A 23,475-nucleotide genomic window follows, 5' to 3' on the forward strand; every position below is an offset into this window, starting at 1 on the left:
GTTTCCCGGGCAAAGGCCTCGTCCTCGGCCGGCAGGGCAAAGCCCAGCAGCATGGTGTGGGGCAGGGGATTGTCCGCTCCGGGCAGGGCCGGTTCGGCTGCCCGGCCCAGGCTGCCGCGCATGACGGCCAGGGCCGCTTCGGGGGTGAAGGCCTTGGCCTCGACCACGCCGGGCAGGGCGCGCATCCAGTCCATCTGCCGGGCGACCAGGGCGGCGTCGGCCCCTTTTTGCCAATAGACCTGGAAGCGGATGACGCCCTGGCCCCGGGCAAAGGCGCCGTCCAGACCGACCACGGCCAGGGCGATGAGGCCACAGACAAAGACCGTGCCGGCCACGCCGCCGATGGTCGCGGCCGAGGCCAGGGGCCGGGCCAGGACAGAGGCCACCCCGGAGAAGATCAGGCGCAGGGTCATCGGCCCGCCTCCGGGGCCGCATCGCTGCCGGCATCCGGCCCGGCCGCGTCGGCCACGTCAAACCCGCCCGGATCCGGTTCGCCGCCGCCGAGCCTGACGACCGGGGCGTCCGGGGCGGCGGCCACCAGGGCGTGGTTGTGGGTGGCCATGAGAATGGCCGTGCCGTGGGCGCTGAATTGCCGCAAAATATCGAGCAGCCGCAGCGACAGTTCCCAGTCCAGGTTGCCGGTTGGCTCGTCGGCCAGCATCAGCCGCGGCCCGGCCACCACGGCCCGGGCAATGGCCACCCGCTGCTGCTCGCCGCCGGCCAGCTCGGCGCACCGGCGGTTGGCCAGCTCGGAGAGGCGAAGAGCGGTTAAGATCGAGCGCACCCGGTGTTCGATGCGCGCCTTGGGCGTGCCGCGAACGGTCAGCGGCAGGGCCACGTTTTCCACCACCGTGCGCTCGGGCAGGATCTTGAAGTCCTGAAAGACTACCGACACGTCCCGGCGCAACTGGTAGAGCTTGGCCGGGCGAAGGGCGGCCAGATCATGCCCGGCCACCACGGCCTGCCCGGCCTGCAGGGGCAGGCTGCCGTGGAGAAGGCGCAGCAGCGTGGTCTTGCCGGAGCCGGACGGGCCGGTCAGAAAGGCGAAGCCGCCTTTTTCCAGGGAAAAGGACAGGTCGGAAAGAACCGTACGGTGGCCGAAGCGGTGGGACAGGCCGCGCACGTCGATCATGGGCGCAGCACTCCGTTCCCCAGGAGCCGGCGGGCCATTTCCGCCCCGGCCTCGCCGCCGCCGGCCATGCGCGAGAGTTCCTCGGCAATGTCGCCGCCGGCCAACCGCAGGCAGCGGGTAATGGTCTGGCCGTCTTCCACGGTCTTTTGCACCCGGAAATGGCGGTCGGCCAGGCTGGCCAGCTGGGGCCAGTGGCTGATGAGGAGAATTTGCGAGGTTTCCGAAAGTTTTTTGACGTAGTTGCCCACGCTGGCCAGGGTCAGGCCGCCGATGCCGGCGTCGATCTCGTCGAAAATAAGGGTCGGGCCGCCGGGCTCGGCCGAAAGCGACATCAGGGCCAGCAGGAACCGGGAGAGTTCGCCGCCGGAAGCGATCTTGTCGAGGGGCTGGGGCGGCTGGCCGGGGTTGGGCCGCCACAGGATGCGGGCTTTTTCTTCGGTCAGCGGCGGCAGGTCGCACGCCACCGGGGTGTAGGCCACGGCCTCGGTAAAGTCGAAAATGACGCGCACGTCCTCGGAAAAGCCAAGTCCGCGCAAAATCTCTTCCAGGGCGGCGGCCAGGGTGCCGGCGGCTGTGCGCCGGGCGGCCCCGAGCTCGGCCAGCACAGCGGCCAGGGCGGCAACACCGGCGGCCTCTTCCCGGGCCAGGGCCTTGCGTTTGAGGCCACAATCATCGAGAAAATCGAGATTTTCCTTGATGTCGCGGCCCAGGTCCACAATCTCGGCCAGGGTCCGTTTGAGCTTGCGGCGCAGGGTGGCCAGCTCGAACAGGCGTTTTTCAATGGCCTCGGCATCATCGTCGGCAGCCTTGGACGGCTTGCGGCGCAGGCGGACGCTTATGTCCTTGAGCTGGTGGCGAAAGCCGGCCACGGCCTCGGCATCGGCCAGGAAATCGGGGAAAATCGCGCCGGCGTGGAGCAGTTCCCGGTGGAGATCGGCCAGGGTGTCGAGCAGCCGGGGCTGGCGCTCGATGCACTCCAGCGACCGATCCAGGGCCTCGGCCGCCTTGCGCGACTCGTTTAAGGCGGCCCGGCGGCCGATAAGCTCGTCCTCTTCGCCCTGCATGGGGTTCACCTTGGCGATTTCGGCGTGCTGGAATTCCAGGAACTGGCGTTTTTCTTCCAGGGCGGCAGCCTTGGCGTCGAGGTCGCGGATGGCGGCGGCAATGTCGGCCAGGCCACGGGCCAGACGGGTCTTTTCGGCCAGCACGGCCGGATCGGGCAGAAATCCGTCAAGCAGGGCGGCCTGGAAGGCGGGCTGCAAGAGCCGGCCCTGGCCGTGCTGGGAGACGTGCAGGAGGAGCTTTGGCCGCAGCGCGGCCAGGGTGTCGCGGGAGGCGAGCGCGTCGCCCACATAGATGCGGCTTCGCCCGGTGTCGGCGGCCAGTTCCCGGCGCAGGATCAATTCCTCGCCGCCAAGGACAAACAGCGCCTCGACCACGGCCTTGTCGCAGCCAACACGCACCAGATCGGTGTGCATCTTCTCGCCGGTCAGGAAATTGACCGCGGAAATGATGAAGCTTTTGCCCGCCCCGGTTTCGCCGGACAGCACATTGAGGCCCGGGCCGAATTCCAGCTCCAGATCGTCGATCAGGGCCAGATTCTTGATGCGTAATACTTCGATCATGGTCGTCTCGCCTATTGCCGCAGCCTGGGGTCCAGGATGTCGCGCAGGCTTTCGCCGATGAGATTGTAGCCGAGCACGGTGAACAGGATGGCCAGCCCGGGGAAAATCGACAGCCACGGGGCCACTTCCAGCACTTCCTTGCCTTCCATGAGCATGTTGCCCCAGCTTGGCGTGGGCGGCTGCACGCCAAGGCCGAGAAAGCTCAGCGAGGATTCGGTGAGGATGGCCCCGGCAATGCCGAGGGTGGCCGAAACCAGCACCGGTGCGGCCGCGTTGGGCAGGATGTGGTAAAAAAGGATTCCGGGCGCGCCCATGCCCGAGACCCGGGCGGCCAGGACGAAATCGCGCGACCGCAGGGCCAGGGTCTCGGCCCGCACCAGCCGGGCCACGCCCATCCAGGAGGTCAGGCCAATGACGGCCATGATGTTGGTCAGCGACGGGGTGAGAAAGGCGATGACGGCCAGGATCAGGAAAAACGAGGGAAAGCACAGCATGACATCCACGCCGCGCATGATGCCCTCATCGACCAACCCGCCGAAATAGCCGGCGCAGAGGCCGAGAAAGAGGCCAATGGCCACGGAGATGCCGACGGCCACAAAGCCGACCCACAAGGACACCCGGCCGCCGTAGAGGAGCCGCGAAAGCACGTCGCGGCCCAGGGCATCGGTGCCAAGCAGATGCGCCCCGCCCGGCGGGGTCAGTATGGCGTTGACGTCCAGGGCCAGCGGGTCAAAGGGCGCGAAAAACGGGGCGAGAAGCGCGGCCGCAGACACCGAGCCGACGATGAAAAGGCCGGCAGCCAACAGGCCGCCCCCCGGCAGAAAGCGGCGCAGGAACCGGGCCGGGCTAGGCATCATCGCCGCCTCCGAGCCGGATGCGCGGATCGGCCAGGGCGTAGCCGGCGTCGGCCAGCAGGTTGCCGGCCAGGGTGAGCACCGCGCCAAGGACCAGATTGCCCATAATGAGCGGATAATCGCGGGACATGACCGACTGGTAGAAAAGCTGGCCCAGGCCGGGCAGGGCGAAAATGGATTCGATGATGACCGAGCCGCCGATCAGCCCCGGCACGGACAGGCCCAGGATGGTGATGACCGGGAGCAGGGCGTTTCGAAGCGCGTGTTTGTATATGACCGCGAATTCGGACAGCCCCTTGGAGCGGGCGGTCAGGATGTAGTCCTGGCGCAAGACCTCCAGCATGGCCGAGCGCATGAATCGCGACATGCCGGCCAGCGACCCGAAGGTGTAGATGAAAATGGGCAGGGTCAGGTGCCGGGCCAGATCCGCGGCCTTGCCCAGCACGTCGAGCCGGGCGAAATCCATGGAGGTCAGGCCCGATATGGGCAGCCAGCCGAGGTGGACGCCAAAAAGAAGCATGAGGAGCAGCGCCAGCCAGAAGCCGGGCATGGCAAAGCCGATGAAGACGAAGATGGTGGCGGCGCGGTCAAAAAGCCCGCCCTGGCGCTTGGCCGAGGCCACGCCGATGGGAATGGCGATGGCCAGGGTGAGGAAAAGCGAGACGATGTTCATGGAAAAGGTCAGGGGCAGGCGTTCCTTGATCTTGTCCCAGACCGGGCGATGGTCGCCGGAGAGCGAATTGCCGAAATCAAAGCGCACGAGTTTGCCGAGCCAGTCGACGTACTGGACATGAAGCGGCCGATCGAGGCCGTAGAGGGCCTGGAGCCGGGCGCGGGTTTCGGCGGTGGCCAGGGGATTGAGGGTGGTCTGCATGTCGGTTGGCGAGCCGGGCGCGAGATGAATGACGGCAAAGCTCACGCAGGTGATGCCGAAGAAGACAATGGCGACCCAGAGGGTTTTGAGCAGCAGACGTTTGGCCAGGGCGAGCACGTTTTTTGGCACTCCTTGCAGGGTGGCGCAGGGCGCGCGATCACAGGTCTGTTCTATACGGGAAACGGGTCTGGAAGGAAAGGGCGGCAAAAAAAAGTTGCGCGGGCCGAAATTTCCAATTGACTTTTTCCGGGCTCGGCGTAGAAACGGACCTCGCTGCGGGGCTGTAGCTCAGTTGGGAGAGCGCTTGAATGGCATTCAAGAGGTCGTGGGTTCGATTCCCTCCAGCTCCACCACGAAGCAATGCCAAGGGGTTACCGAGAAATCGGTGACCCCTTTTTCTTTGCCCAAGCGCCAACGCGCGCCAACGGGTGCGTTGGCTAGGATGTTAGACCCTGTCCTACCGCCCTCATCAATGTGAGCATTTAACTAAAATAGCTAGAAAGTTACATGCAAGTTCAATCTTTAGGTGACAAAAAAACATATCTTTATTTGAATGGACTAAAAGTTCTTCGCCCTGTTTGTTTAGACAAGCAAGTTGAATTACTGCCAGCCCATTGTGATCCCGACCCAAATGATATTATCGCTGTTTCAAAAACCGAAGTAGATATTGGAATTGCTACGATATTTTTGCGCCGTATAGGTAGTCAGTTGAAAATTGTAGCTGACAATCAAAAGCAGCTTGCGGATACAGCATGGAATGCTCTCTGGATGGTTTCCCTGTTAAGCTCTGTCTTTGATTATGATATTGTTTGCAACTTTCAATCAGATCAGTCGGCCGAAAAATTTTCTAATAAATCTGAAATATTGACAACTAACTATGACATGAGAGGACTTGTTGATCGTAGCTACATTATGACAGAAGATGATTCTATCTGGATTAAGAGATATTTTTGCAATGGATTTGAGTTGCTTGCAAATAGTTCCACATTTATGAACGCTGTAACCGCGATGTGTCAGTATAGATGGTTTCCACACCCAAGGACAAAGATTGCAGTTTTGTGGTCAGGCATTGAAGGGCTGTTTGATATCCATAGCGAAATTTCTTTTCGTCTGAGTTTATACATAGCAAATTATATTTCTCCAGACGATAAAAAAGAAAGAATTCGCCTGTTTAATCATGTAAAATCTTTGTACAACCATAGGTCGGTAGCTGTCCATGGGGCAGCAATAACAGAAAAAGCTAGGAGCAGTGTTCAAGATTCGGCCTTATTATTAAATCGTTTGATTCGTATTTGTGTCGAAAGAAATGAATTGCCTAACACGAAAGAGCTTATTTTGTGACTACTCAAGAAATTGGTGCCCCTTTTTTCTTTTAGAAAAAGCACCTGCCCCACCACTACTCGTTGGCCACGGTGTTGGACCCCGCCCCAGCATCCCCATCTAGATTTTCCCTTCGCTTTGTACGAGAAAGTATCTCAATGCTTCTGGAAAGTTTCCCAAGTGTCTTTTGGGGTATGCTCATTAGATTCTTCCGCGGCCCAGGCAAAGTGGATTTTCCCCTTGTATTCAGGCATAATAGCAAAATCTTGACAGCCAGCCACGCAAGAGGGGCGCTCCATGAGCCACCAGTGTCAGCCGCCTTTCTCCATCACGCCAGCCATCGTCACCCTTGTCGGCAAAATCAGCGAAGCCGTCGGGCGGTTAACCATCCTCCGTGAGCAGGCAATATCGCTCCGGTTGCGGCGCATCAACCGTGTGCGCACCATACGCGGGTCGCTGGCTATCGAAGGGAATACGCTCACAGAAGCGCAGATTACGGCCATCCTGGACGGGAAACAGGTCATTGCGCCACCTCGGGAAGTCCAGGAAGTGCGCAATGCCCTTGCCGCCTACGAGCGCTTTGACGATTGGAATCCTGGCGCTGCAAAGGATTTGTTGGAAGCGCATCGCATCCTGATGTCCGGTCTTATCGATGAGGTCGGAACGTATCACCGTGGAGGGGTCGGCGTGATGGAGGGGCCCCATGTCATCCACATGGCTCCGCCGGCGGATCGCGTCCCGGCGCTGATGGGAGATCTTTTTCACTGGCTGGCTACGAGTGATGCGCATCCACTGATCGCCAGTTCTGTGTTCCACTACGAGTTTGAGTTCATCCACCCCTTCGCCGATGGAAATGGTCGCATGGGACGGTTGTGGCAGAGCCTCATTTTGGCTCGTTGGAATACCTTATTTGCCGATCTCCCGGTGGAAAATCTGGTCTTTGAGCATCAATCCGAGTATTATCAAGCCTTGCAGGAAAGCACGCAACAAGCTGACAGTTCACCCTTTATCGAGTTTATGCTCACGATGATTTTCGACGCGGTTGTCGCCTCTGCCCCCCAAGTCACCCCCCCAGTCACCCCCCAAGTCGGCCAGCTGTTGATGGGCATGGACGGCGAAATGTCCCGGGAAGCGTTGCAAGATTTACTTCATTTGCAAGACCGGAAATCATTTCGAGCCCGCTATCTCAGGCCGGCCCTGGCGGATGAATTCATTATAATGACCATCCCTGACAAGCCCAATAGCCCCCTGCAGCGATATCAAATCACGGAAAAAGGGCGACAGTGGCTGCAACTTCTTCGGGAACGAAAGTAGTGTAGATTTTTTTTCAACAGTTGCGACAACACCGGATGTGGAGCAAACGGCAACGTGGGTATCAGGCCATGGGGTATCGATTTCGAGACGAGAGAAGCTCGATTTAAAAACTAGCTGACGCGTAGACTTGTTGATACGAGAAATTGAATGATCTTCTTTTGAAGTTTAAAGGACGTATGCTTCGAATGGGAGCGGGTAATGGCTGACACCAGCAAACGTGAGCAACTGGCAAAATCATCGACAGAGAATCAGCAATTGGCGCAATAAATCGATCGAAGGTGTCTGCGATTTGTCCGTTGCTTTGTCGGTGAGCAACTTAAACATATTTTACAGGCGCGCGCTACCACTTTACTAGCTAACTTCACGAAGGTGGAGCGAGTTGTATTTCGCACTTCCGAGGGTAGAAGCGTGGAAGGGACAGTTCTGCGGCTCAAAAAAATCAGTTAGCGTTGTTGGCGCAGGTGTTGGACCCCGCCCCATCTCCCTGCCTGGATTTTTCCTGCGATTTGTACGAGAAAGTATCCCAACGCTTCTGGAAAGCTCCCCAAGTGTCTCCCTTGGTTCGGTTTCCAGCTTCGGTGTGGAATGTTATGGAATTTTTGCTGGTGGTGCGCTGTTGTCTCCCAGCATGGAGTAGTGACCCCCTTGAGGGCGCAATCAGCGTCTGGAGAAGCTTCTCATGACGTACCGTTTTTTCGGCTCGATCGGTGGCGGTGTCTTTCGGTTTGTTTTATCTGTTGTAGTGTTCGCCATAGTCCTGCCCGAATCCGGCAATGCCCAGGGCGGCTACCCCTACCCCTGCGACCCCAACACCTGTAATTGTCCACCCCCCTACACCTCGCCTTACACCATCACCTACACCTGCAACGCCGCCAGTCTGACGGTTGGTTTCGACCAGTCGCCGCGAAACGACATCGAACTCGAATCCAGTATGCCCTATGCGAATTGGTACATCCAATCGGACTACAGCGCCGGCGATGTCACCTGGGGACCGCCGCCCGCCCAGTATCCGGCCGTAGCCGTGCCAGCGAACGCCGGCTGCGCTCCGGTCCAATGGATGCGGGAACGGATCGTGGCCACAGCCACCAAATACATCGGCTACTTTTACCAACACCACCACATACCGGACTGGAATCCGCCCGCCGACTGGCCCTACAATCCGGCCAGCCTCGGCTGCCAGACAGCAGGCATCGACTGCTCGGATTTTTCCTCATGGTATTACAACTACGGCTTGGGCATCAAACTGGCAACCGGCGTGCTCACCCAGTCCGAGCCGACCACTCCCATTCCCGGCCCGGGGGGAGACGGCAACATCACGCCCCAAGTGGTGGCTCAATCCGTGAACAACGTGCCGCCTGACTTCAATACCCTGTGCGGCCTGTTGCAAACCGGCGACCTCCTCTACATCAAGGGCTCGCCAACGGGCACGATCACGCACGTAATCATGTGGATCGGCTCGCTTGGCTCCGGCCCGGACCCGCTTGTCATCGACAGCCATGGCGACGAGGTCGTCGACTCCGACGGCGTGCCGATTCCGCTTGGGGTCCATCTGCGGCCCTTCCGGCAAACAGCTTGGTATTACACCAGTTTCGACCACGCCATGCGCATTCTGCCGTCAGGCAACGCCGTGGCTCCGGCCAACATGCTGTTGCTGCAGAATCAATGACCCGAGCGCTTGGCAGCGAAACACCCGGGTCGCAACGTCGAGACTGAGGGCGCAACCGGCAAAGGCAGGGCAGCAAGGGAGAAGTCGTATCCGGTGGGCGGGCGCTTGGCATCCGCCGCAGAAAATTTGGCCCAGGTGAAAACCGCTCCCTCGTTTCTCGCCGCCGGCATCGAAGACCGCTCCTGTTGTAGGGAATGCCTCAGGAACTGGCCGAATAAGGCACAGGGGCTGGGGTGTTGCCGGGGCCGATTGGTCTTCCGGGTCCAAAACCGGACACCGGCTTCAGTCGGTACCCCGGGTACGCCATGTTTGTCGCCGGGGATTTCCAGCTGGTCAGCTTCTTGCCTTCGAGTATCTTTTGTGTGAATATTCAAATGTCGGGAAAAAGCCTGATTGGAGAGTCGAAGCGGGATTGTTGCTGTGTCAGCATGCACCACCTATCTACCGGGAGAACAAGGTATGAGATTCAGGGTTGCCCTCGCGTTGTTATTCTCTTTGATTCTTGCGGCATCAGTTGCTTTGGCCGGCGGGAAAATCCCTTCGCTCGTTGGAAAATGGAATGTCGAGTCCTCCGGCGGAATGATGCTCAATGCTGAAAAAGAAGGCAAAGAAACACATTGGACTGCTGGTCAAAAGGTTTTGAAGGGACAAATTGACATTTCAAGTCAAGAAGATCGCTTTGTGACAGGGACGTATACTTCAGCTCGTGGAACAGAGAAGTTTATTGCGATGATCACTCCTGACGGGAAATTTATGTACGCTTCTGACACGGATGGTTTTTTTGATTGCAAGATTGCCAATAAGGATACACTTGAAATCGTTTACCGTCATGTGAAGGCAACGGACAGCGTTGTCGCTATTGGGGTGGCTAAACGTCAGAAGTAATCAACGTGGCCATATTTTCCAAGGTTTCTTGGATCTAACGGGGTTACCACTGCACGTGGTAGCCCCTTTTTCCTGGGCTCATCCCTCCATCCCCACCCGGCCGCTGCCCTGGCCATCCCCTGGATTTGCGCCCGATGCCCTTGCCTGGGCCGTTCCCCCTGCCCTGGGGCCTTGTTCGCCTGGGTGTCCCCGTTTCAGGCCGGCCCCTGAAGGTGAATGCCCGATTTTCCCATGGGTTGGGCCATCGATAGAAAACGCGCATAAAATTCTCAGCGAATATATTGAGCTTTTTCCAGACTCCCTGAATTCAAAGTGATTCTTTTGAAGCAACCCCCAAAAAAGCACTAGACAGAGTTACAGCCCGGCCCTATATCTTAAGCGTGTCCTTTGTGAAGGTTGATTGCAATCTTAACGGAGGGAATGCCCTTGGGTGAATCAAATGTCGGACAGGTTCCCTCGCAGTAGAGCACTTAGAGGCCAGTAAAAAATAAAATCTGGCAAACTCCACGTGTGGTAAACACGAGTTCTACATTCTTAGTCGAGGCTGCCACAACAACCCATTAGTCATTTTTACATCGCAACTTTACTGGCCCCGGCTTTTACAGTCGGGGCCTTTCTTTTTTGTGCCTTCATGACGGGCCAGCATTGCTCTTTGCTCCTCGGCCGCGACAATAACTACCCGATTTGATGTCATATTTATATCAATAGGGATCAAAAGTCGCTGCGTGGACCTTTCAGGTGCATTGCCTGGGAAAAAGAGCACTCGAGGGTGCGACAGACACATCCCCGGGGCCGCGCATCCTTGGCTGGAGGTAGCGCAGAAACTGGCTGATTGAGGCCCATGGGATCGATTGCCGGCCAGCCTCTTTCGCTGCCTGGGCCGTTTCCCTGGTCCTGCGGCCTTTGTCCCCACGGGGCTTTCCTCCTCGAGGATGTGACCTGCCCGGGACTTTTCGGATAGTCCGAAAAGTCCCGGGCAGGTCACATCGCTTGCGAGCTCGATCAGGAACAGGACATTGCGCGCCGTTTTGTTTTTGGCGTGTTGCTCCACCAATCCGTTTTTTCGGTACTGCGGCTCGCTGGCGGCTGTCTGCGGAAATGTCCGCCATGAACCCGCTCTCGATGCCTCATTGGCCTGGCGTTTCTTCAGTCTGGTGTCGTCTCGTTCCAAAGGCAGCGATTCTATGCTGCCATCGGTGTTCATACTGCTGCGGTATTGCCGTCACTCCTGGCGCATTTGTTGGCTGATGCCGGGGAGCTTGGCAAGACGGGTTGTCGGCTCACGGTTGGCCAGCGCAGGATACCGAGCGACAGCCATTGGGAAACTATTCCCCTCTGTATGGCCCCTGCTCTGGGCGGGGGCCACCTCTTACCGGTTCAAATGGTGCGAAAAGGTCGGGCAGGCCACCATTTGGCCTTGATCAAAGTGAAGGTGTTCCAATCTCAGGGAGCAGACCGCAATTGGCGGTCTGGATCAATATCTCATCGATCTGATTGAATAAATCAGGATACACGAGCACATTTCCTTGTCCAAAAATGTACAATCGGAGTTTTATGCCTGGACACCGATTGCTCACATCGCATAAACCCGTAACCCTGAATCGCCTAACGCGTTGTTTATCCATGATTTGATGGGCAGTGCAGGCCGACATCCCCCAGGGCATCTGCGCGGCAGGCATCACGCCTCCGTTTCCCCCCCGACAATACAAATTTGGATTACGGCGACGGCGACGACAGAGATTGGTGTGGTGCAGGGTACGGGCGGAAGTTCCGGGAATCAGGGATTGGAAAGCGTACCCGGCAGTTTGTCCACAACATATTTACAGTTGGCAAGGAGATGGGCATGCAGTGGTTTCACGATATGCGGGTCGGCTAAAAAGCTCCTCGGAGCTTTTATCGTTATGGCGATTCTCACCGGCATCGTCGGCTGGTTTGGCATCACCAACATGGGCAAGATCAACGACATGGCCGATAAGATGTATCTCCGTGAACTTATCGGAGTTTCATCGATCAAGGAAGCCAATATCAATTTGATCTACCTGGATCGGACGGTCAAGCATCTGCTGCTGGCCTCTGATCAGGAAAGCCGCACCCGGTATCTCGATCGGATCGAAAAATACAAAAACGACTATCTTGCCCAGATGGATATTGCCCGGAAGCTGTATTTTTCGGACAAAGGCAAAGAGTTGTTGGGCAAGTGTGATCGCGCCTGGGAAGAATTCCTGCCGATTCTCGGCAAGATCGTCGAACTGGCCAAAGCTGAAGACCTCCAGGAAAAGCGGGCTTCCGTTGATTTGTCCATGGGGCTTGGCCGCCAGAAGGTTCAGGTCATAGACGATATCATGACGGATCTGGCCAAACTCAAAGAGGATAATGCCAAGGAGTATTCGGAAGAGACCACGAGCATCTATGAAAACAGCCGTATGCTGCTGATCGGCATTGTCCTCGCCAGCATCGTGCTCGGCCTCGGCCTCGGCCTGGCCATTTCCCGGGCCATTGCCAATCCCCTTGCCGCCTGCGTCAATTTCGCCAAGGCCCTGGCCCTGGGTGATACCCAAAAGACCTTGGACATCCGGCGGGCCGACGAGGTCGGACAGGTTTGCGACGCCATGCGGGCCGTGGCTGCGGCCGAAAACGCCGTGGCCGAACTGGCCGGCAAGCTGGCCGACGGCGAGCTGCGCCTGGACGTAAGCGCCCGCTCCGAAGCGGACGGCCTCATGATCGCCCTGGGCGAAATGGTCGAGCGCCTGACCCGCATCGTCCAGGAGGTCCAATCCGGCGCCGAAAACATGGCTTCCGGCTCGGAAGAGCTCTCCGCCTCGTCCCAGTCCCTGTCCCAGGGTGCGTCCGAACAAGCCTCTGCCGTGGAAGAATGCTCTTCGTCCATGGAGGAGATGAGCTCGGGCATCAATCAGAACGCCGACAATGCCCGCCAGACGGAATCGCTGGCCCGCAAGGCCGCTGACGACGCCCGGTCCTCGGGCACGGCCATGACCCAGACCGTGGCCGCCATGCGCGACATTGCCGCCAAGATTTCCATTATCGAGGAAATCGCCCGCCAGACGGATCTGCTGGCGCTCAATGCCGCCATCGAGGCCGCCCGGGCCGGCGACCAGGGACGGGGCTTTGCCGTGGTTGCCTCGGAAGTCCGCAAACTGGCCGAACGCAGCCAGGCCGCCGCCGCCGAGATCACCCAACTGTCCACCTCCAGCCTGGGTGTGGCCGAAGGGGCGGGCGCGCTGCTCGACAAGCTCGTGCCCGACATCCTCAGAACCTCCGAACTCGTCCAGGAAATAGCGGCCTCCTCGACCGAACAAAGCGCCGGCGCATCCCAGGTCAACCGCGCCCTGCAACAGCTCGATCAGGTGGTGCAGCAAAATGCCTCGTCCTCCGAGGAACTGGCCTCCACAGCCGAAGAACTCTCCAGCCAGGCCGAGCAGTTGCAGGCCACGGTGGGCTTTTTCAAGTTGGACGGCGCTGCCTCGGTCACCCGTCGGACCACGGGCCGCACCCCGGCCCCGAAAAGACGGCCGACCCGGCCCCAGGCCCCGCAAGCATCCAGGCCCGGACCTGCGTCCGGGAGGACTGTTGATCTGGACGCCGAGGCTGATCGCGATTTTGAGCGGTTCTAGCCTGACGGCAGCTTGCGGCGTTCCGGGGGACCGCGTTTGCACACGCCCCCGGAACCTGGACCGGCGGTTGCCGGCGCGCCTCTGTGCCGCGTCTGGCCAGCGGACCATAGACCCGGTCTGCTGGCGCGGCGCGGCGGAGAGGCGCTCGGATAACGGCCGACGACGATCATAAGCGCTGCGGTTTCCCGGCTGTTGCCGGCCGGGATGAGGAGTATGACGCAATGCAGGAACAGGCAGCCCATCTGGCCGGACGTTTTCTTTCCCTGACCCTTGGCCGGGAACTGTTTGCCCTTGGCATCGACTCGGTTCGGGAAATTCTGGACTATACGGAAGTGACCCGCATTCCCCAGGCCCCGCCGTACATGCGCGGCGTGGTCAACGTCCGGGGCGCGGCCGTGCCGGTGATGGATCTGGCCCAGAAACTCGGCCTGGGCCAGGTGACCCAGACGATAAACACCCGCATCGTCATCATGGAGGTGGTCCGCGACGGCGCAGTCTCCATGGTCGGCCTGCTGGCCGACTCGGTCAAGGAGGTCCTGGAAATCGATCCGGCGGCCATTACCCCGCCGCCGGCCATGAGCGACAGCGCTGACGCCGCCTGCCTGCGCGGCATCGCCAACCACGAGGGCCGGTTCATCCTGATGCTTGACGGCAATCGGATCTTTGCCACAGACGCCACGTACGATCTCGGCTCCATGCTGGAAACGGCCGGCCTGGACGCCCCTGCCGCCTGAGCCGGGAAGGGGGGACGCGCATGCAACTGGATCAGGGCGCCAAGGCGTTTCAGGAAGAAGCCCTGGAACTGCTGGCTGATGCCGAAAATGTTCTGCTCGCTCTGGAGAACTGTCCCCAGGACTCGGGACTGATCGACCGGCTGTTTCGGGCCATGCACACGGTCAAAGGGTCCGGGGCCATGTTCGGCTTCGACGAGCTGGCCCGTTTCACCCATGAAGTGGAAACGCTCCTGGATCTGGCCCGCAGCGGCGTGGTGGCGCTTTCGAGCGATGTCCTGACCCTGCTGCTGGCCTGCCGCGACCACATACTCAAACTGCTGGCCTGTACCGGAACCGACGCGGCAGACTGCAGCGCGTCGGATGTTCTCATGAACAGGCTGCGTGCGGTTGCCGGGGGCAACGACACCCGGGTTGCGGCTGCGGCCTGCGGTCCGCCGGCGGCCGCGGACAAAGTGGCCGCCACCTGGTGGGTCCGCTACCGGCCCCTGCCCGGGACCTATCTGACCGGCACCGATCCCCTGGGGCTGCTCGACGAATTGGCCGGCATGGGGCTCACCCGGGTCGTGCTCCATGCTGATCATCTGCCGGGTGTGGCCGGGCTCGATCCGGAACGCGTCGCCGTGTGGTGGGACGTGGCGCTGATTGCCGATGTCGGCGAGGCGGCGCTGCGCGACGTGTTCATGTTCGTCGAGGACGACCACGACGTGCTCGTAACCCGGTTGTCCGAAGTGGCGCTGCGCGCTGCTGATCTCGACGAGTTCGCCGCCATTTTGGGGCCGACCGGCTGGGACGAAACCCCTGTCGTCCTGGCCGCCATGAGCGGCCATGTCCATGCCGTGCTGGCCCGGCGCAGCCCGGTCGAGGACGCCGGGACTGCTGCGGCCGGCGAACACCCGGCCGGCGTCTCGTCCTCCTCCATCCGGGTGGAATCCGGACGCCTGGATAAACTCGTAGATCTCGTTGGCGAACTGGTCATCATCCAGTCCCGCCTGCAGCAGCGGGCCGCGGCCAGCGACGACATCCAGGACCGGACCCTTGCCGAGGAGCTTGCCCGGGTGGCCGCCCGGCTTCGCGACGAGACCCTGCAAATCCGTATGGTGCCCATCGGCAGCATCTTCGGCACGCTGCGCCGGCTGGTCCGCGATCTCTCCGGGGAACTCGGCAAACAGGCCGTGTTCGAGACCGAGGGCGGCGATACCGAACTCGACAAAAGCGTCATCGACCGCCTCAAGGACCCGTTGGTCCACATTCTGCGCAACTGCCTCGATCACGGCCTGGAAGATCCCGAGACCCGGCTCGCCGCCGGCAAGCCGGCCGCTGGGGCCGTGCGCCTGCGCGCCTCCCACGAAAGCGGCGAGGTGCATATCGGCATCACCGACGATGGCGGCGGGGTCGATATGGCGCGCGTGCGCCAGAGAGCCCTCGTCAGGGGCCTTCTGGCCCCTGACGAGGAGGCTGACGAGAAACGTGTGCTGGAATGCCTGTTCGAACCCGGCTTCTCCACGGCCAGCGCCGTCAGTAACGTGTCCGGCCGCGGTGTGGGCATGGATGTGGTCAAGCAGGTCATCGAAGGCCTGCGCGGCCAGGTCAGCCTGGAAACCACCTTTGGCCAGGGCACCCGCCTGACCATCCGCCTGCCCCTGACCCTGGCCATCATCGACGGGATGCAGGTCCGGGTCGGACGGGAATTCTATATCCTGCCCCTGTCCTCGGTGGTGGCCTGCCAGGAACGCACCTGCCAGGGGCCGGCCGTGCCGGTGGATTCCATCCCGTGGCGTGACCGGCTGACGCCGTGCGTGAGTCTGCGGGCGCTTCTCGGTGTTGCCGGCGAACGACCGCGCTACGAGCGCATCATCCTGGCCCGGGTCGATGGGGAAGACGTGGGACTGGCCGTGGATGTGGTGGTCGGCCAGTTGCAGGCCGTCATCAAGCCGCTAAGCGACATCTACAAAGGCCTGGACTTCATCTCCGGCACAGCCGTCAACGGCGATGGCGGCATCTCCCTGATTCTGGACGTATCCCGCCTCGTCCGGTTCGCCATGGGCACGGCTGCGGCGCAGCCGTAGGGAGCGTGTGGACGCAGCATGCCGCCCCGGCCGGTGCCCGGGAATTGGTTGTGCTTGTACCGCGGATAGCGGCCAAAGACTGTAGCGTGAAAGAGCCGCCACCCCAATATACAGCCGGAAAGTGCTGGCTTCCCAGTTGACCGGTCCGGCATCTTGCCGGCAGCCTGCCGGTTGCTTGGCCGAGCCTGGACGGGAACGGCATGGCCATACAGGGGCCAAAGGCCCTGGCCGACACCCGGATCATCGCCATAACCGGCCTGAATGAAGGTATTCTATTGCCAGAAACAGGCTTGTTTCCGCGAAGGGCTCGCCGTCGTGTCAAATACTGTGGTAGAAGCGTCACAGCAAATCCGCGCGGCCAAAGGAATCCCCATGGCCAAAAGGGCAGACGCCTCACTGGGAACAGCCTTGGCATTGGAAGAACACATGAAAAAGTTGAGCGGGCAGGGCATCGCCCCGGCCACGGCCAAGCCCCGCCAGGTGGCGGGCCATCTGCACCATGCCCGATACAACCTCCCCCGGCCATGACCGGCCCTTGAACCCCACAGGCCAGTCCACGAGCCTCGTCCAGGCCCATGGGCCGTTGGCCCTGTTGGCGCGGCTGTTCTGTTCGGTGGTGCGGTCGTTTTTCGAAGGCCGCTGCCTGCTTCTCGCCTCAGCCCTGTCCTACACGACTGTTTTATCCGTGGTGCCGTTTCTGGCCGTGGCCTTTTCCATCGCCAAGGGACTGGGATTCTATGAGGCTCCCCGTGTCCGGGAGGTCCTGCTGCGGATCTTCCTCGACCGGGAGGAAGTGGTGGACGGCATCCTGGGCTATATACAAAATACCAATGTCAAAACCCTGTGTGCCTTGGGCACGGCCCTGCTCATCATCACCGCGTTGTCCCTGCTGTTCACCATCGAAGGGACGCTCAATACAATCTGGAATGTTTCAGCCAAACGCGGCTGGTGGCGCCGGTTCACCAGCTACGTCACCGTGACACTGATCTGCCCGCCGCTGCTGTTTGCAGCCTTGAGCGTGACTGCCACGGTGCAAAGCCTGGCCCTGACCCGCTGGCTCCTCGGTTTTTCCATGGTGCATACGGCCTATCTGGCTTTCTTGTCCGTGCTTCCTTATCTTGTCGTCTGGGTTTCTTTTTTCCTGCTTTATAAGTTCCTGCCGTTTGCCAAAGTTCATGGCACTGCGGCCGGAATTGGTTCCCTCATTGCCGGGAGTTTGTGGCAAATTGTCCAAATTCTTTACATAAAGTTTCAGTTTTCATCCACGGGATACAACACGATTTATGGTACTTTCGCCCAGATTCCCCTGATGCTTCTGTGGCTTTACATCAGTTGGGTCATTGTGCTCCTGGGTGCGATCATAAGTCATACGGTCCAATACCATCGCCAGACGGCCATCGAGGCCGAATCCGCCACCCTGAATCAGGCCGACAGGCACGCCATTGGCCTGCTGCTTGTCCTGATGCTGGCCGAAGCCACGGTCCGGCGGGACCTGCCGCCGTCAACCAGGGCCCTGGCCGACCGCCTGTCCCTGTCCCAGGCCCTTGTCGAGGACATCTTTGCCCATCTGGCCGGGGCAAACCTGCTGGTGGAGGTCGTAAACTCCCTGCCTGACCGGGTGTTTGTCCTTCTTGCCCCGTTGGCGACCGTTCCGGGAGCGGCCATCCTCGAAGCCCTGGATGGCCTGGGGCAGCCGCGAAAGGAACCTGCCTATGTGCATCGGTTCCCGGTGGCCGGACAATTGCTGGAGGCGATCCGCGCCCGGGAAACGGGACCAACCCTGGGCGAGTTGTTGGACAGGTTCGGACCGGAACTGACCGCCCGGCTGTGATCGCTCCGGGCGCGCTGCCCTGCAACCGGGAAAAGGCGCTCCGCAGGGCAGGAAGCCAGGGACAGTTGCGCCCGGAGACGGCCAAGACCGCCTCCAGGCGCAACAACGAGCATCCCTGGCAGTTCATCGAAGGGCACGGGTGGTTTGGACCCAAACAGCGGGTTATTGGGTGGTCAGCAACATGATTTCCGGAGCCACGACCCCAGGCATGGACGCGGGGTAGGTCTGCGCCACGCACGCATCGTAGTCCATGGGTCCGGTCGCTCCGGCCAGTCCTGCGCCGTTCCAGACGCAATAATTGAAGGTCCGATTGGGGATGCCTGCGTTGGGAAATCCCAGGATGACGTCCGGCACGACATAGAACTGGGCTTTGGGGGTCGCATCCGTGGTCAGGCACTCGTGGTACGAGGCGTACGCTCCGGTGTTGTCGGCCACGCATTTGCCGAAGGAGGCGCTGTAGGCCCATTTTTGCGCCGGCAGGATGGGGTCGCCGCCATCAGGACAAAACGTCACGAGGTAATCCGGAAGGGCCGCGCCACTGCCGCTGCGGTCGGTGTTCCAGGCAACGCCGAAACCGCCCTGGGCGTCGTCATAGGACCACGTGTAGGCCAGGTACCGCGTCTCCTTGAGCGTCCTGACATAGTTTGTGTAGACCACGGATAAATTACGGTAGTTGCCCAGGATGCCCTTGGAGCACTGCGCGCCCCGGCAGCCCGGATCGGTGCAGGTGCAGGTGGTGCTGCTGTCGACGCAGATGGCCTGGTTGCCGTGGTTGGAGCAACCGTACCAATCCACGGTGTTGGGCGGGAGCTTGTCCTTGGGAGTCGGGCCGGAGGTGTCGGCGTCGGCATTTTGGGCCATGACCTGGGGATTGGTGGGGTTGCCGATGCTGTTGCTGGTCAGCCAGAATTTAGGATGGCTGCAACTGAGAAAGAAGGACTTGGACTGGTTGTCGATGGGATCGGTCTTGGTCATCATGGTGGCCATGCTGATGCCGCTTTTGTAGGCCGGATTGCGCAACAGCGCATAGGTCGAGGAGTATATGGTTTTGTCTTCGCTTACCAGACCAATGGTTTGCAGTTTGTCCCCGTTGTATCCGTATTCCTTGGCGCAGCTGGCCAGATCGAGCATGCTGGTGTCGATGGCGGAGCGGTCGCCGTATTGGAAATCCGTGTGACTGGCGTTTGTCATGTCAAAGTAGACCGGCAACGTGTAGCCGTTGACCGCCGAGACGTCGATGGAGTCCTGGGGGGCGATTGGATAGTACTGGCCGGGCTGGCCCGGAATCGGCGCGCCAGGGTTTCCATTGCACAGCCCTGTGTCCGTGACGTAGGCGCAGCCGGCCGTGATCTCGGGAATGGTGTGGCTCGTGGTGTCCTGGTAATTGATGAGGCATTGGCCGTCGAGGCCGGTGCTGCCCTCGGGGCAGCCGTAGGCCAGCACCATGTTGCCGCTGACCGCTCCGGCCAGGGGGAGATTGAAGGTGACGATCTGTCCGGCCGGAATCCGCGTGGAGCTGTAGACGATGCCGCTGATGGTGGTCGTCGGGCCAAACGTGGTTCCCCATTGCTCGACCGGCATGCTGCCGGATTGTCCGGCGTTGAAGACGAGCACGCCGTCCCGGGCGCATTTGTTTTGGACGTGGAAGCGCGGCCGCGTCTGGCCGTGCGCGTCGCCGGCAAGGACGATGCAGCAGCCCAGGAGGCAGGTCGAGAGCGCGACAATTTTGCACAGCCACTGCCGCAACGCATGGAATTCCCTGCCATCACTCGCCAACAGTGGGACCGACGATCTCATGACGACCTCCATTCTGTAAGACTGTTACAATATCAGTTCATTGCAGCAGCCAGTGGAGCCATCCTGTTCATCGTATTTTTCGTGCTTCCAACACAGCGCTGCCAAACAACACCAGCAGTATGGAAAAAAGAGAGAGAACCGGGGCAAAGGTAGCAAAAAGACGCGCCGTCTACAAGAGCTGTTTTGCCAGAATGATGCAGGTCTGTGCCAGGCCGTCGCGGGCAAGAGCACCTTGGCTGGCACGCCACAGATGCTTTGGCTACAATTGGTCGTAGGTTGGCTGTTGCGCCGCAACCCGGCTGCTGTCTGTTGGCCGGAGCCAACAAAGGCTCAGTTGCTCCCCTGTGATTTTTAAAAATTACAGCATTATTGATGTGATATTTATTTGCTGTTGTTGTGCCATTCAATCGATCGTTGGTTCGATTCCCTCCGGCTGCACCACGAAGGCGGCCAGGGAGTTGCAGAGAAACCGGTACCCCTTTATCCTTGCCCAGGTGCCAAGGCGGCGGCCGCCGGCGCTTGGGCGGTATTCCGGGAACGGTGTCCACTGCGAATCTTGGCCCTTTCGTGCGCCTCGGGAGGCAATTGGTGGAAGACCTCAAGGAGAACGGCTGGGGGCTGCGCCGGGCTGCGATCCAGGATTCGAGCCTGCTTGCGGACCTGATTGCGGTTTCGTTTCACGATGTTGCCACGCGCTTTGGGCTTGGCCGCGACAACTGCCCGAGCCATCCCTCGTTGATTACCAGCGACAGGGTCGAGCGCGGTTTCCGGCTCGGGACCGAATTCCTGCTGGCGTTTCAAGGAACATGCCCCTGCGGCTGCGTCGGTCTGCGGCGGCCGGTCGAGGGCGTCAGCACGCTGGAAAAACTGGCCGTCGCCCCTGCCTTCCGGCGCCAGGGCCTGGGCCGCATCCTGGTCCGCCAGGCCTTGTCCGTGGCCCAGCGGGCCGGCGCGATGCGTGTTGAAATCGGCATCATCGCCAGGCAGCAGGAGTTGCGCGCCTGGTACGAATCCTTGGGCTTTCGCGCCGTGCGCAACGCACAGTTCGAGCAGCTGCCCTTTGAGGTCCTCTTCCTCCAAAAGACGCTGGGGGGCGGGCCGGAAGCCTGAGCGGCATCCCGGCAATGGCCGCCGGCATTTTTCAAGAGGCCGTCCCTGCCTTCCCGCAACCCCGGATGGGCCCGGGCCTGGGCTCTCCAGGGCCGTCTTTCGCCCAGGGATGGGCCGGTGCAGGGGAAAAGGCTGGTTTTTCGGCTGGTTGCGGCATCAAAAGAAGAAGGCGGAAATTTGGGGGCGATTCTATTGGGTTTTTTTAAAACAGGCTGCATTCACTGCGATTGTTTTGCTTGCCGCCGAAAAAAAGCACTAGACAGGGTTCCTGCCCGGAACTATATCTTAGGCGTGTGCCTTGTGAAGGTTCTTTGCAACCTCAACGGAGGTGATGCCATTGGGTGAATCAGAAGTCGGACAGTCTCCCTCGCAGTAGAGCACTTGCAGGCCAGATAAAAATAATCCTGGCAAACTCCACGTGTGGTAAACACAAGCTCTACGTTTTTCGTCGAGGCAGCCGCAATAACCCATTAGTCATTTTTATATCGCACCATTACTGGCCCCGGCTTGTACAGCCGGGGCCTTTCTTTTTTGCGTTTGCAGGTCTGGCGAAACATCCCGCCGCCTTGCCCGCAGGAGCCGGGCGACTTCCGGGACCGGCCCTCGTGCCGTCGCAAAGCTCCCCTGGGCCCTACTGCAGCAGCAACAGGGTGACCGGGGCTGGCGAGGCCGGCGTCTTGGACTCGATCGTGGCGGCCTGGATGCGGTTGTTGTTTGTGTCGGCCACGTAGAGCATGCCGCCTGCGCCCACGGCCAGACCTTGGGGAAAGAAGAATTGTCCGTCTTCTCTGCCCGGGGCATGTCCGGATGCGCCGCCGCCGTAGCTCGTCCAGGTGCCGGCGGCGTCACGGACCTGGAGGCGGTTGTTGCCGGAGTCGGACACATAGATGGTGCCGGAACTGTCCACGGCCACGCCTGAGGGGTTTTGGAACTGGCCAAGGCCGGTGCCCGCCGTTCCGATGGCTGTCCAGTTGCCGGCAGCGTCACGGACCTGGAGGCGGTTGTTGCCCATGTCGGCGACATAGAGTTTGCCGGCGGCGTCCACGGCCACGCTGCTTGGGCTGGAAAATTCCCCCACGGCGGAGCCATCGCTGCCAAGGGCCGTCCAGGAACCGGCGGTGTCGCGGATCTGGACGCGATTGTTCGCCAGGTCAGCCACATAGAGATTGCCGGTTGCGTCCACAGCAAGGCCGGTGGGGATGAGAAACTGCCCGACATTGGAGCCGGATTCGCCGACGCTCGACCAGATGCCGGCGGTGTCGCGGATCTGGATGCGGTTGTTGCCGGTTTCGGTCACGTAGATGTTGCCGGCAGCGTCAACGGCCACGCCGCTTGGGCCCATGAATTGTCCGGTGTCGGAGCCGGCGGAGCCGATGGCCGTCCAGGCGCCGGAGGTGGCGTCGCGGATCTGGATGCGCTGGTTTCCCTGGTCCGCAAGGTAGAGGTTGCCCGAGGCGTCCGTCGCCACGCCGATGGGCGAGGAGAAATAGCCGGCCTCGCTGCTCGTGCTGCCCCAGAAGATCGGCCAGATGCCGGCGGTCGCCACTGTGCCGACGAAAACGCTGCTGTTGCTGGTCACGTAAAGCGTGCCGGAACTGTCCACGGCAACACTTTGGAGGTTGGTGAAACTGTCGATGGCGGTGGTTGTCCAAGTGCCGGAAGTATTGCGGGTCTGGACGCGGCCGTTGTAGTTGTCCGACACGGAGATGTTGCCTGATCCGTCCACGGAAATGCTTTGGGGCCAATAGAATTGTCCTGGGTCAGTGCCGTAAGATCCGTCTGCCGACCATGTCCCGGACGAGGCGTTGCGTATCTGGATGCGGTTGTTGCCGGAATCGGCCACGAAGATATTGCCTGAGCCGTCTACGGCGATGCCGCTTGGAAAGGCAAAGTGGCCGGCGGTTGCGCCGTATGAGCCGTATGCCGTCCAGGTGCCGGCTGTGTCCCGGACCTGGATGCGGTCGTTGCCGGAATCGGCCACGTAGAGTTGCCCGGAGTCGTCAACGGCGATACCGCAGGGATTCTTGAATGCACCGACGCCGGAGCCGCTGGAGCCGAGGGTCGTCCAGTTGCCGGCGCCGTCTCCGACCAAGATGACGCTGTTCTGGCTGTCCGGGGAATAAATGGTCCCGGCAGCATCAACAGCGATCATATTGGCCATCACGCCGACAGTTGCGTCCGGGCCGGGGATTGTTGTCCAGTTGCCGGAGCTGTCACGCTTTTCTATTTCATTATACGTTGCATTGGCGATGTAGGTCGTGCCGTCGCTTTTGATGACGGCATTGACGACCGTCCCCACCCCATAGGTGAATTGACTGGTGTTTACTGGTGCAAGCCTCGTGAAATCCTTCAGTTGCACTGCATGGACGGTCCCGGACCACAGGGTGCAAACAAGGACGAGAAGGATGGAAGCAAGTCGGCGACTCATAGCGTGTCCCATGGTTGGCTCCTGTGCGACTGCCGCGCGAAGGATCTGTCTGGGGAGATGCCGGACGCCCGACAGTATTGACCGGCCCGGCGAACCGTTGGCAGGGGAGCGGGCACGACGGAACTCCATGACCTGGCAAACCCTTGTCCCGCGTCAGTGTACACCGGCACTACGAGAGGTAGCGCGAAACCGGCCCGGGGTCTGTCA

14 protein-coding genes, 1 tRNA gene and 2 pseudogenes are annotated in these 23,475 nt (G+C 60.5%); 10 read left to right on the top strand and 7 right to left on the bottom strand.

Annotation, left to right across the window (positions count from 1 at the left end):
* The 5 genes and pseudogenes from DVDV_RS08070 to DVDV_RS08090 all read right to left on the bottom strand — a co-directional run.
* Window positions 1–413: pseudogene (locus DVDV_RS08070) on the bottom strand (cell division protein); the annotation flags it as partial.
* Window positions 410–1,132 (bottom strand): cell division ATP-binding protein FtsE, encoded by a 723-nt coding sequence (locus DVDV_RS08075; RefSeq protein WP_075354174.1) that lies wholly within the window; start codon window positions 1,130–1,132, stop codon window positions 410–412. The pseudogene DVDV_RS08070 and the gene DVDV_RS08075, both read right to left, overlap by 4 nt.
* Window positions 1,129–2,757 carry a DNA repair protein RecN gene (locus DVDV_RS08080; RefSeq protein WP_075354175.1) on the bottom strand — a complete coding sequence of 543 codons (1,629 nt, stop codon included), beginning with the start codon at window positions 2,755–2,757 and terminating at the stop codon, window positions 1,129–1,131. The genes DVDV_RS08075 and DVDV_RS08080 overlap by 4 nt, the downstream gene beginning before the upstream one ends.
* 11 nt (window positions 2,758–2,768) lie before the next feature.
* Entirely contained in the window at window positions 2,769–3,611 is an 843-nt protein-coding gene (locus DVDV_RS08085) for an ABC transporter permease (protein ID WP_075354201.1), read from the bottom strand.
* Window positions 3,604–4,602, bottom strand: a complete 999-nt coding sequence (locus DVDV_RS08090) for an ABC transporter permease (protein WP_075354176.1) — start codon at window positions 4,600–4,602, stop codon at window positions 3,604–3,606. Before DVDV_RS08090 ends, DVDV_RS08085 begins: the two co-directional genes overlap by 8 nt.
* A gap of 160 nt (window positions 4,603–4,762) precedes the next feature.
* Between DVDV_RS08090 and DVDV_RS08095 the strand changes: the two genes are divergently transcribed.
* The 9 genes and pseudogenes from DVDV_RS08095 to DVDV_RS08135 all read left to right on the top strand — a co-directional run bounded on the left by DVDV_RS08095 (window position 4,763) and on the right by DVDV_RS08135 (window position 17,933).
* Window positions 4,763–4,838 (top strand) — tRNA-Ala (locus DVDV_RS08095).
* Window positions 4,839–4,992: 154 nt separating this feature from the next.
* The gene (locus tag DVDV_RS22190) at window positions 4,993–5,826 is read left to right on the top strand and encodes a HEPN domain-containing protein (protein WP_075354177.1); all 834 of its coding nucleotides are present in this window, start codon (window positions 4,993–4,995) and stop codon (window positions 5,824–5,826) included.
* A gap of 276 nt (window positions 5,827–6,102) precedes the next feature.
* Window positions 6,103–7,119, top strand: coding sequence for a Fic family protein (locus DVDV_RS08105; RefSeq protein WP_075354178.1), 1,017 nt, complete (start codon window positions 6,103–6,105; stop codon window positions 7,117–7,119).
* Between the two features lie 679 nt (window positions 7,120–7,798).
* Window positions 7,799–8,785, top strand: a complete 987-nt coding sequence (locus tag DVDV_RS08110; RefSeq protein ID WP_075354179.1) for a hypothetical protein — start codon at window positions 7,799–7,801, stop codon at window positions 8,783–8,785.
* Window positions 8,786–9,244: 459 nt separating this feature from the next.
* Window positions 9,245–9,670 carry a hypothetical protein gene (locus DVDV_RS08115; protein WP_075354180.1) on the top strand — a complete coding sequence of 142 codons (426 nt, stop codon included), beginning with the start codon at window positions 9,245–9,247 and terminating at the stop codon, window positions 9,668–9,670.
* A gap of 1,843 nt (window positions 9,671–11,513) precedes the next feature.
* Window positions 11,514–13,302: pseudogene (locus DVDV_RS08120) on the top strand (methyl-accepting chemotaxis protein).
* Between the two features lie 221 nt (window positions 13,303–13,523).
* Window positions 13,524–14,036, top strand: coding sequence for a chemotaxis protein CheW (locus DVDV_RS08125; protein WP_075354181.1), 513 nt, complete (start codon window positions 13,524–13,526; stop codon window positions 14,034–14,036).
* A 20-nt stretch (window positions 14,037–14,056) separates the two neighbouring features.
* The gene (locus tag DVDV_RS08130; RefSeq protein WP_075354182.1) at window positions 14,057–16,102 is read left to right on the top strand and encodes a chemotaxis protein CheA; all 2,046 of its coding nucleotides are present in this window, start codon (window positions 14,057–14,059) and stop codon (window positions 16,100–16,102) included.
* 499 nt (window positions 16,103–16,601) lie between these two features.
* The gene (locus tag DVDV_RS08135) at window positions 16,602–17,933 is read left to right on the top strand and encodes a YihY/virulence factor BrkB family protein (RefSeq protein WP_083634709.1); all 1,332 of its coding nucleotides are present in this window, start codon (window positions 16,602–16,604) and stop codon (window positions 17,931–17,933) included.
* Window positions 17,934–18,095: 162 nt separating this feature from the next.
* On the opposite strand, the gene DVDV_RS08140 is transcribed toward DVDV_RS08135, so the two are convergent.
* Entirely contained in the window at window positions 18,096–19,730 is a 1,635-nt protein-coding gene (locus tag DVDV_RS08140; protein ID WP_139311562.1) for a hypothetical protein, read from the bottom strand.
* A gap of 588 nt (window positions 19,731–20,318) precedes the next feature.
* Here DVDV_RS08140 and DVDV_RS08145 point away from each other — a divergent pair.
* A complete protein-coding gene (locus DVDV_RS08145) occupies window positions 20,319–20,840 on the top strand; it encodes a GNAT family N-acetyltransferase (protein ID WP_075354185.1) in 522 nt (173 codons plus the stop codon).
* A gap of 631 nt (window positions 20,841–21,471) precedes the next feature.
* Here DVDV_RS08145 and DVDV_RS08150 read toward each other — a convergent pair.
* Window positions 21,472–23,280 (bottom strand): SMP-30/gluconolactonase/LRE family protein, encoded by a 1,809-nt coding sequence (locus DVDV_RS08150; protein ID WP_175577082.1) that lies wholly within the window; start codon window positions 23,278–23,280, stop codon window positions 21,472–21,474.
* Window positions 23,281–23,475 lie beyond the last annotated feature (195 nt).

It is taken from the genome of Desulfovibrio sp. DV, assembly GCF_001936595.1.
In the GTDB taxonomy this organism is placed as follows: Bacteria; Desulfobacterota; Desulfovibrionia; order Desulfovibrionales; family Desulfovibrionaceae; genus Solidesulfovibrio.

Bases quoted from the DNA above. Each gene is read 5' to 3' on its own strand.
- DVDV_RS08135 (WP_083634709.1), top strand. From the start codon at position 16,602: ATGCCCGATACAACCTCCCCCGGCCATGACCGGCCCTTGAACCCCACA.
- DVDV_RS08140 (WP_139311562.1), bottom strand. From the start codon at position 19,730: ATGAGATCGTCGGTCCCACTGTTGGCGAGTGATGGCAGGGAATTCCAT.
- DVDV_RS08115 (WP_075354180.1), top strand. From the start codon at position 9,245: ATGAGATTCAGGGTTGCCCTCGCGTTGTTATTCTCTTTGATTCTTGCG.
- DVDV_RS08130 (WP_075354182.1), top strand. From the start codon at position 14,057: ATGCAACTGGATCAGGGCGCCAAGGCGTTTCAGGAAGAAGCCCTGGAA.
- DVDV_RS08150 (WP_175577082.1), bottom strand. From the start codon at position 23,280: ATGGGACACGCTATGAGTCGCCGACTTGCTTCCATCCTTCTCGTCCTT.
- DVDV_RS08085 (WP_075354201.1), bottom strand. From the start codon at position 3,611: ATGCCTAGCCCGGCCCGGTTCCTGCGCCGCTTTCTGCCGGGGGGCGGC.
- DVDV_RS08075 (WP_075354174.1), bottom strand. From the start codon at position 1,132: ATGATCGACGTGCGCGGCCTGTCCCACCGCTTCGGCCACCGTACGGTT.
- DVDV_RS08125 (WP_075354181.1), top strand. From the start codon at position 13,524: ATGCAGGAACAGGCAGCCCATCTGGCCGGACGTTTTCTTTCCCTGACC.
- DVDV_RS08105 (WP_075354178.1), top strand. From the start codon at position 6,103: ATGAGCCACCAGTGTCAGCCGCCTTTCTCCATCACGCCAGCCATCGTC.
- DVDV_RS08110 (WP_075354179.1), top strand. From the start codon at position 7,799: ATGACGTACCGTTTTTTCGGCTCGATCGGTGGCGGTGTCTTTCGGTTT.
- DVDV_RS08080 (WP_075354175.1), bottom strand. From the start codon at position 2,757: ATGATCGAAGTATTACGCATCAAGAATCTGGCCCTGATCGACGATCTG.
- DVDV_RS22190 (WP_075354177.1), top strand. From the start codon at position 4,993: ATGCAAGTTCAATCTTTAGGTGACAAAAAAACATATCTTTATTTGAAT.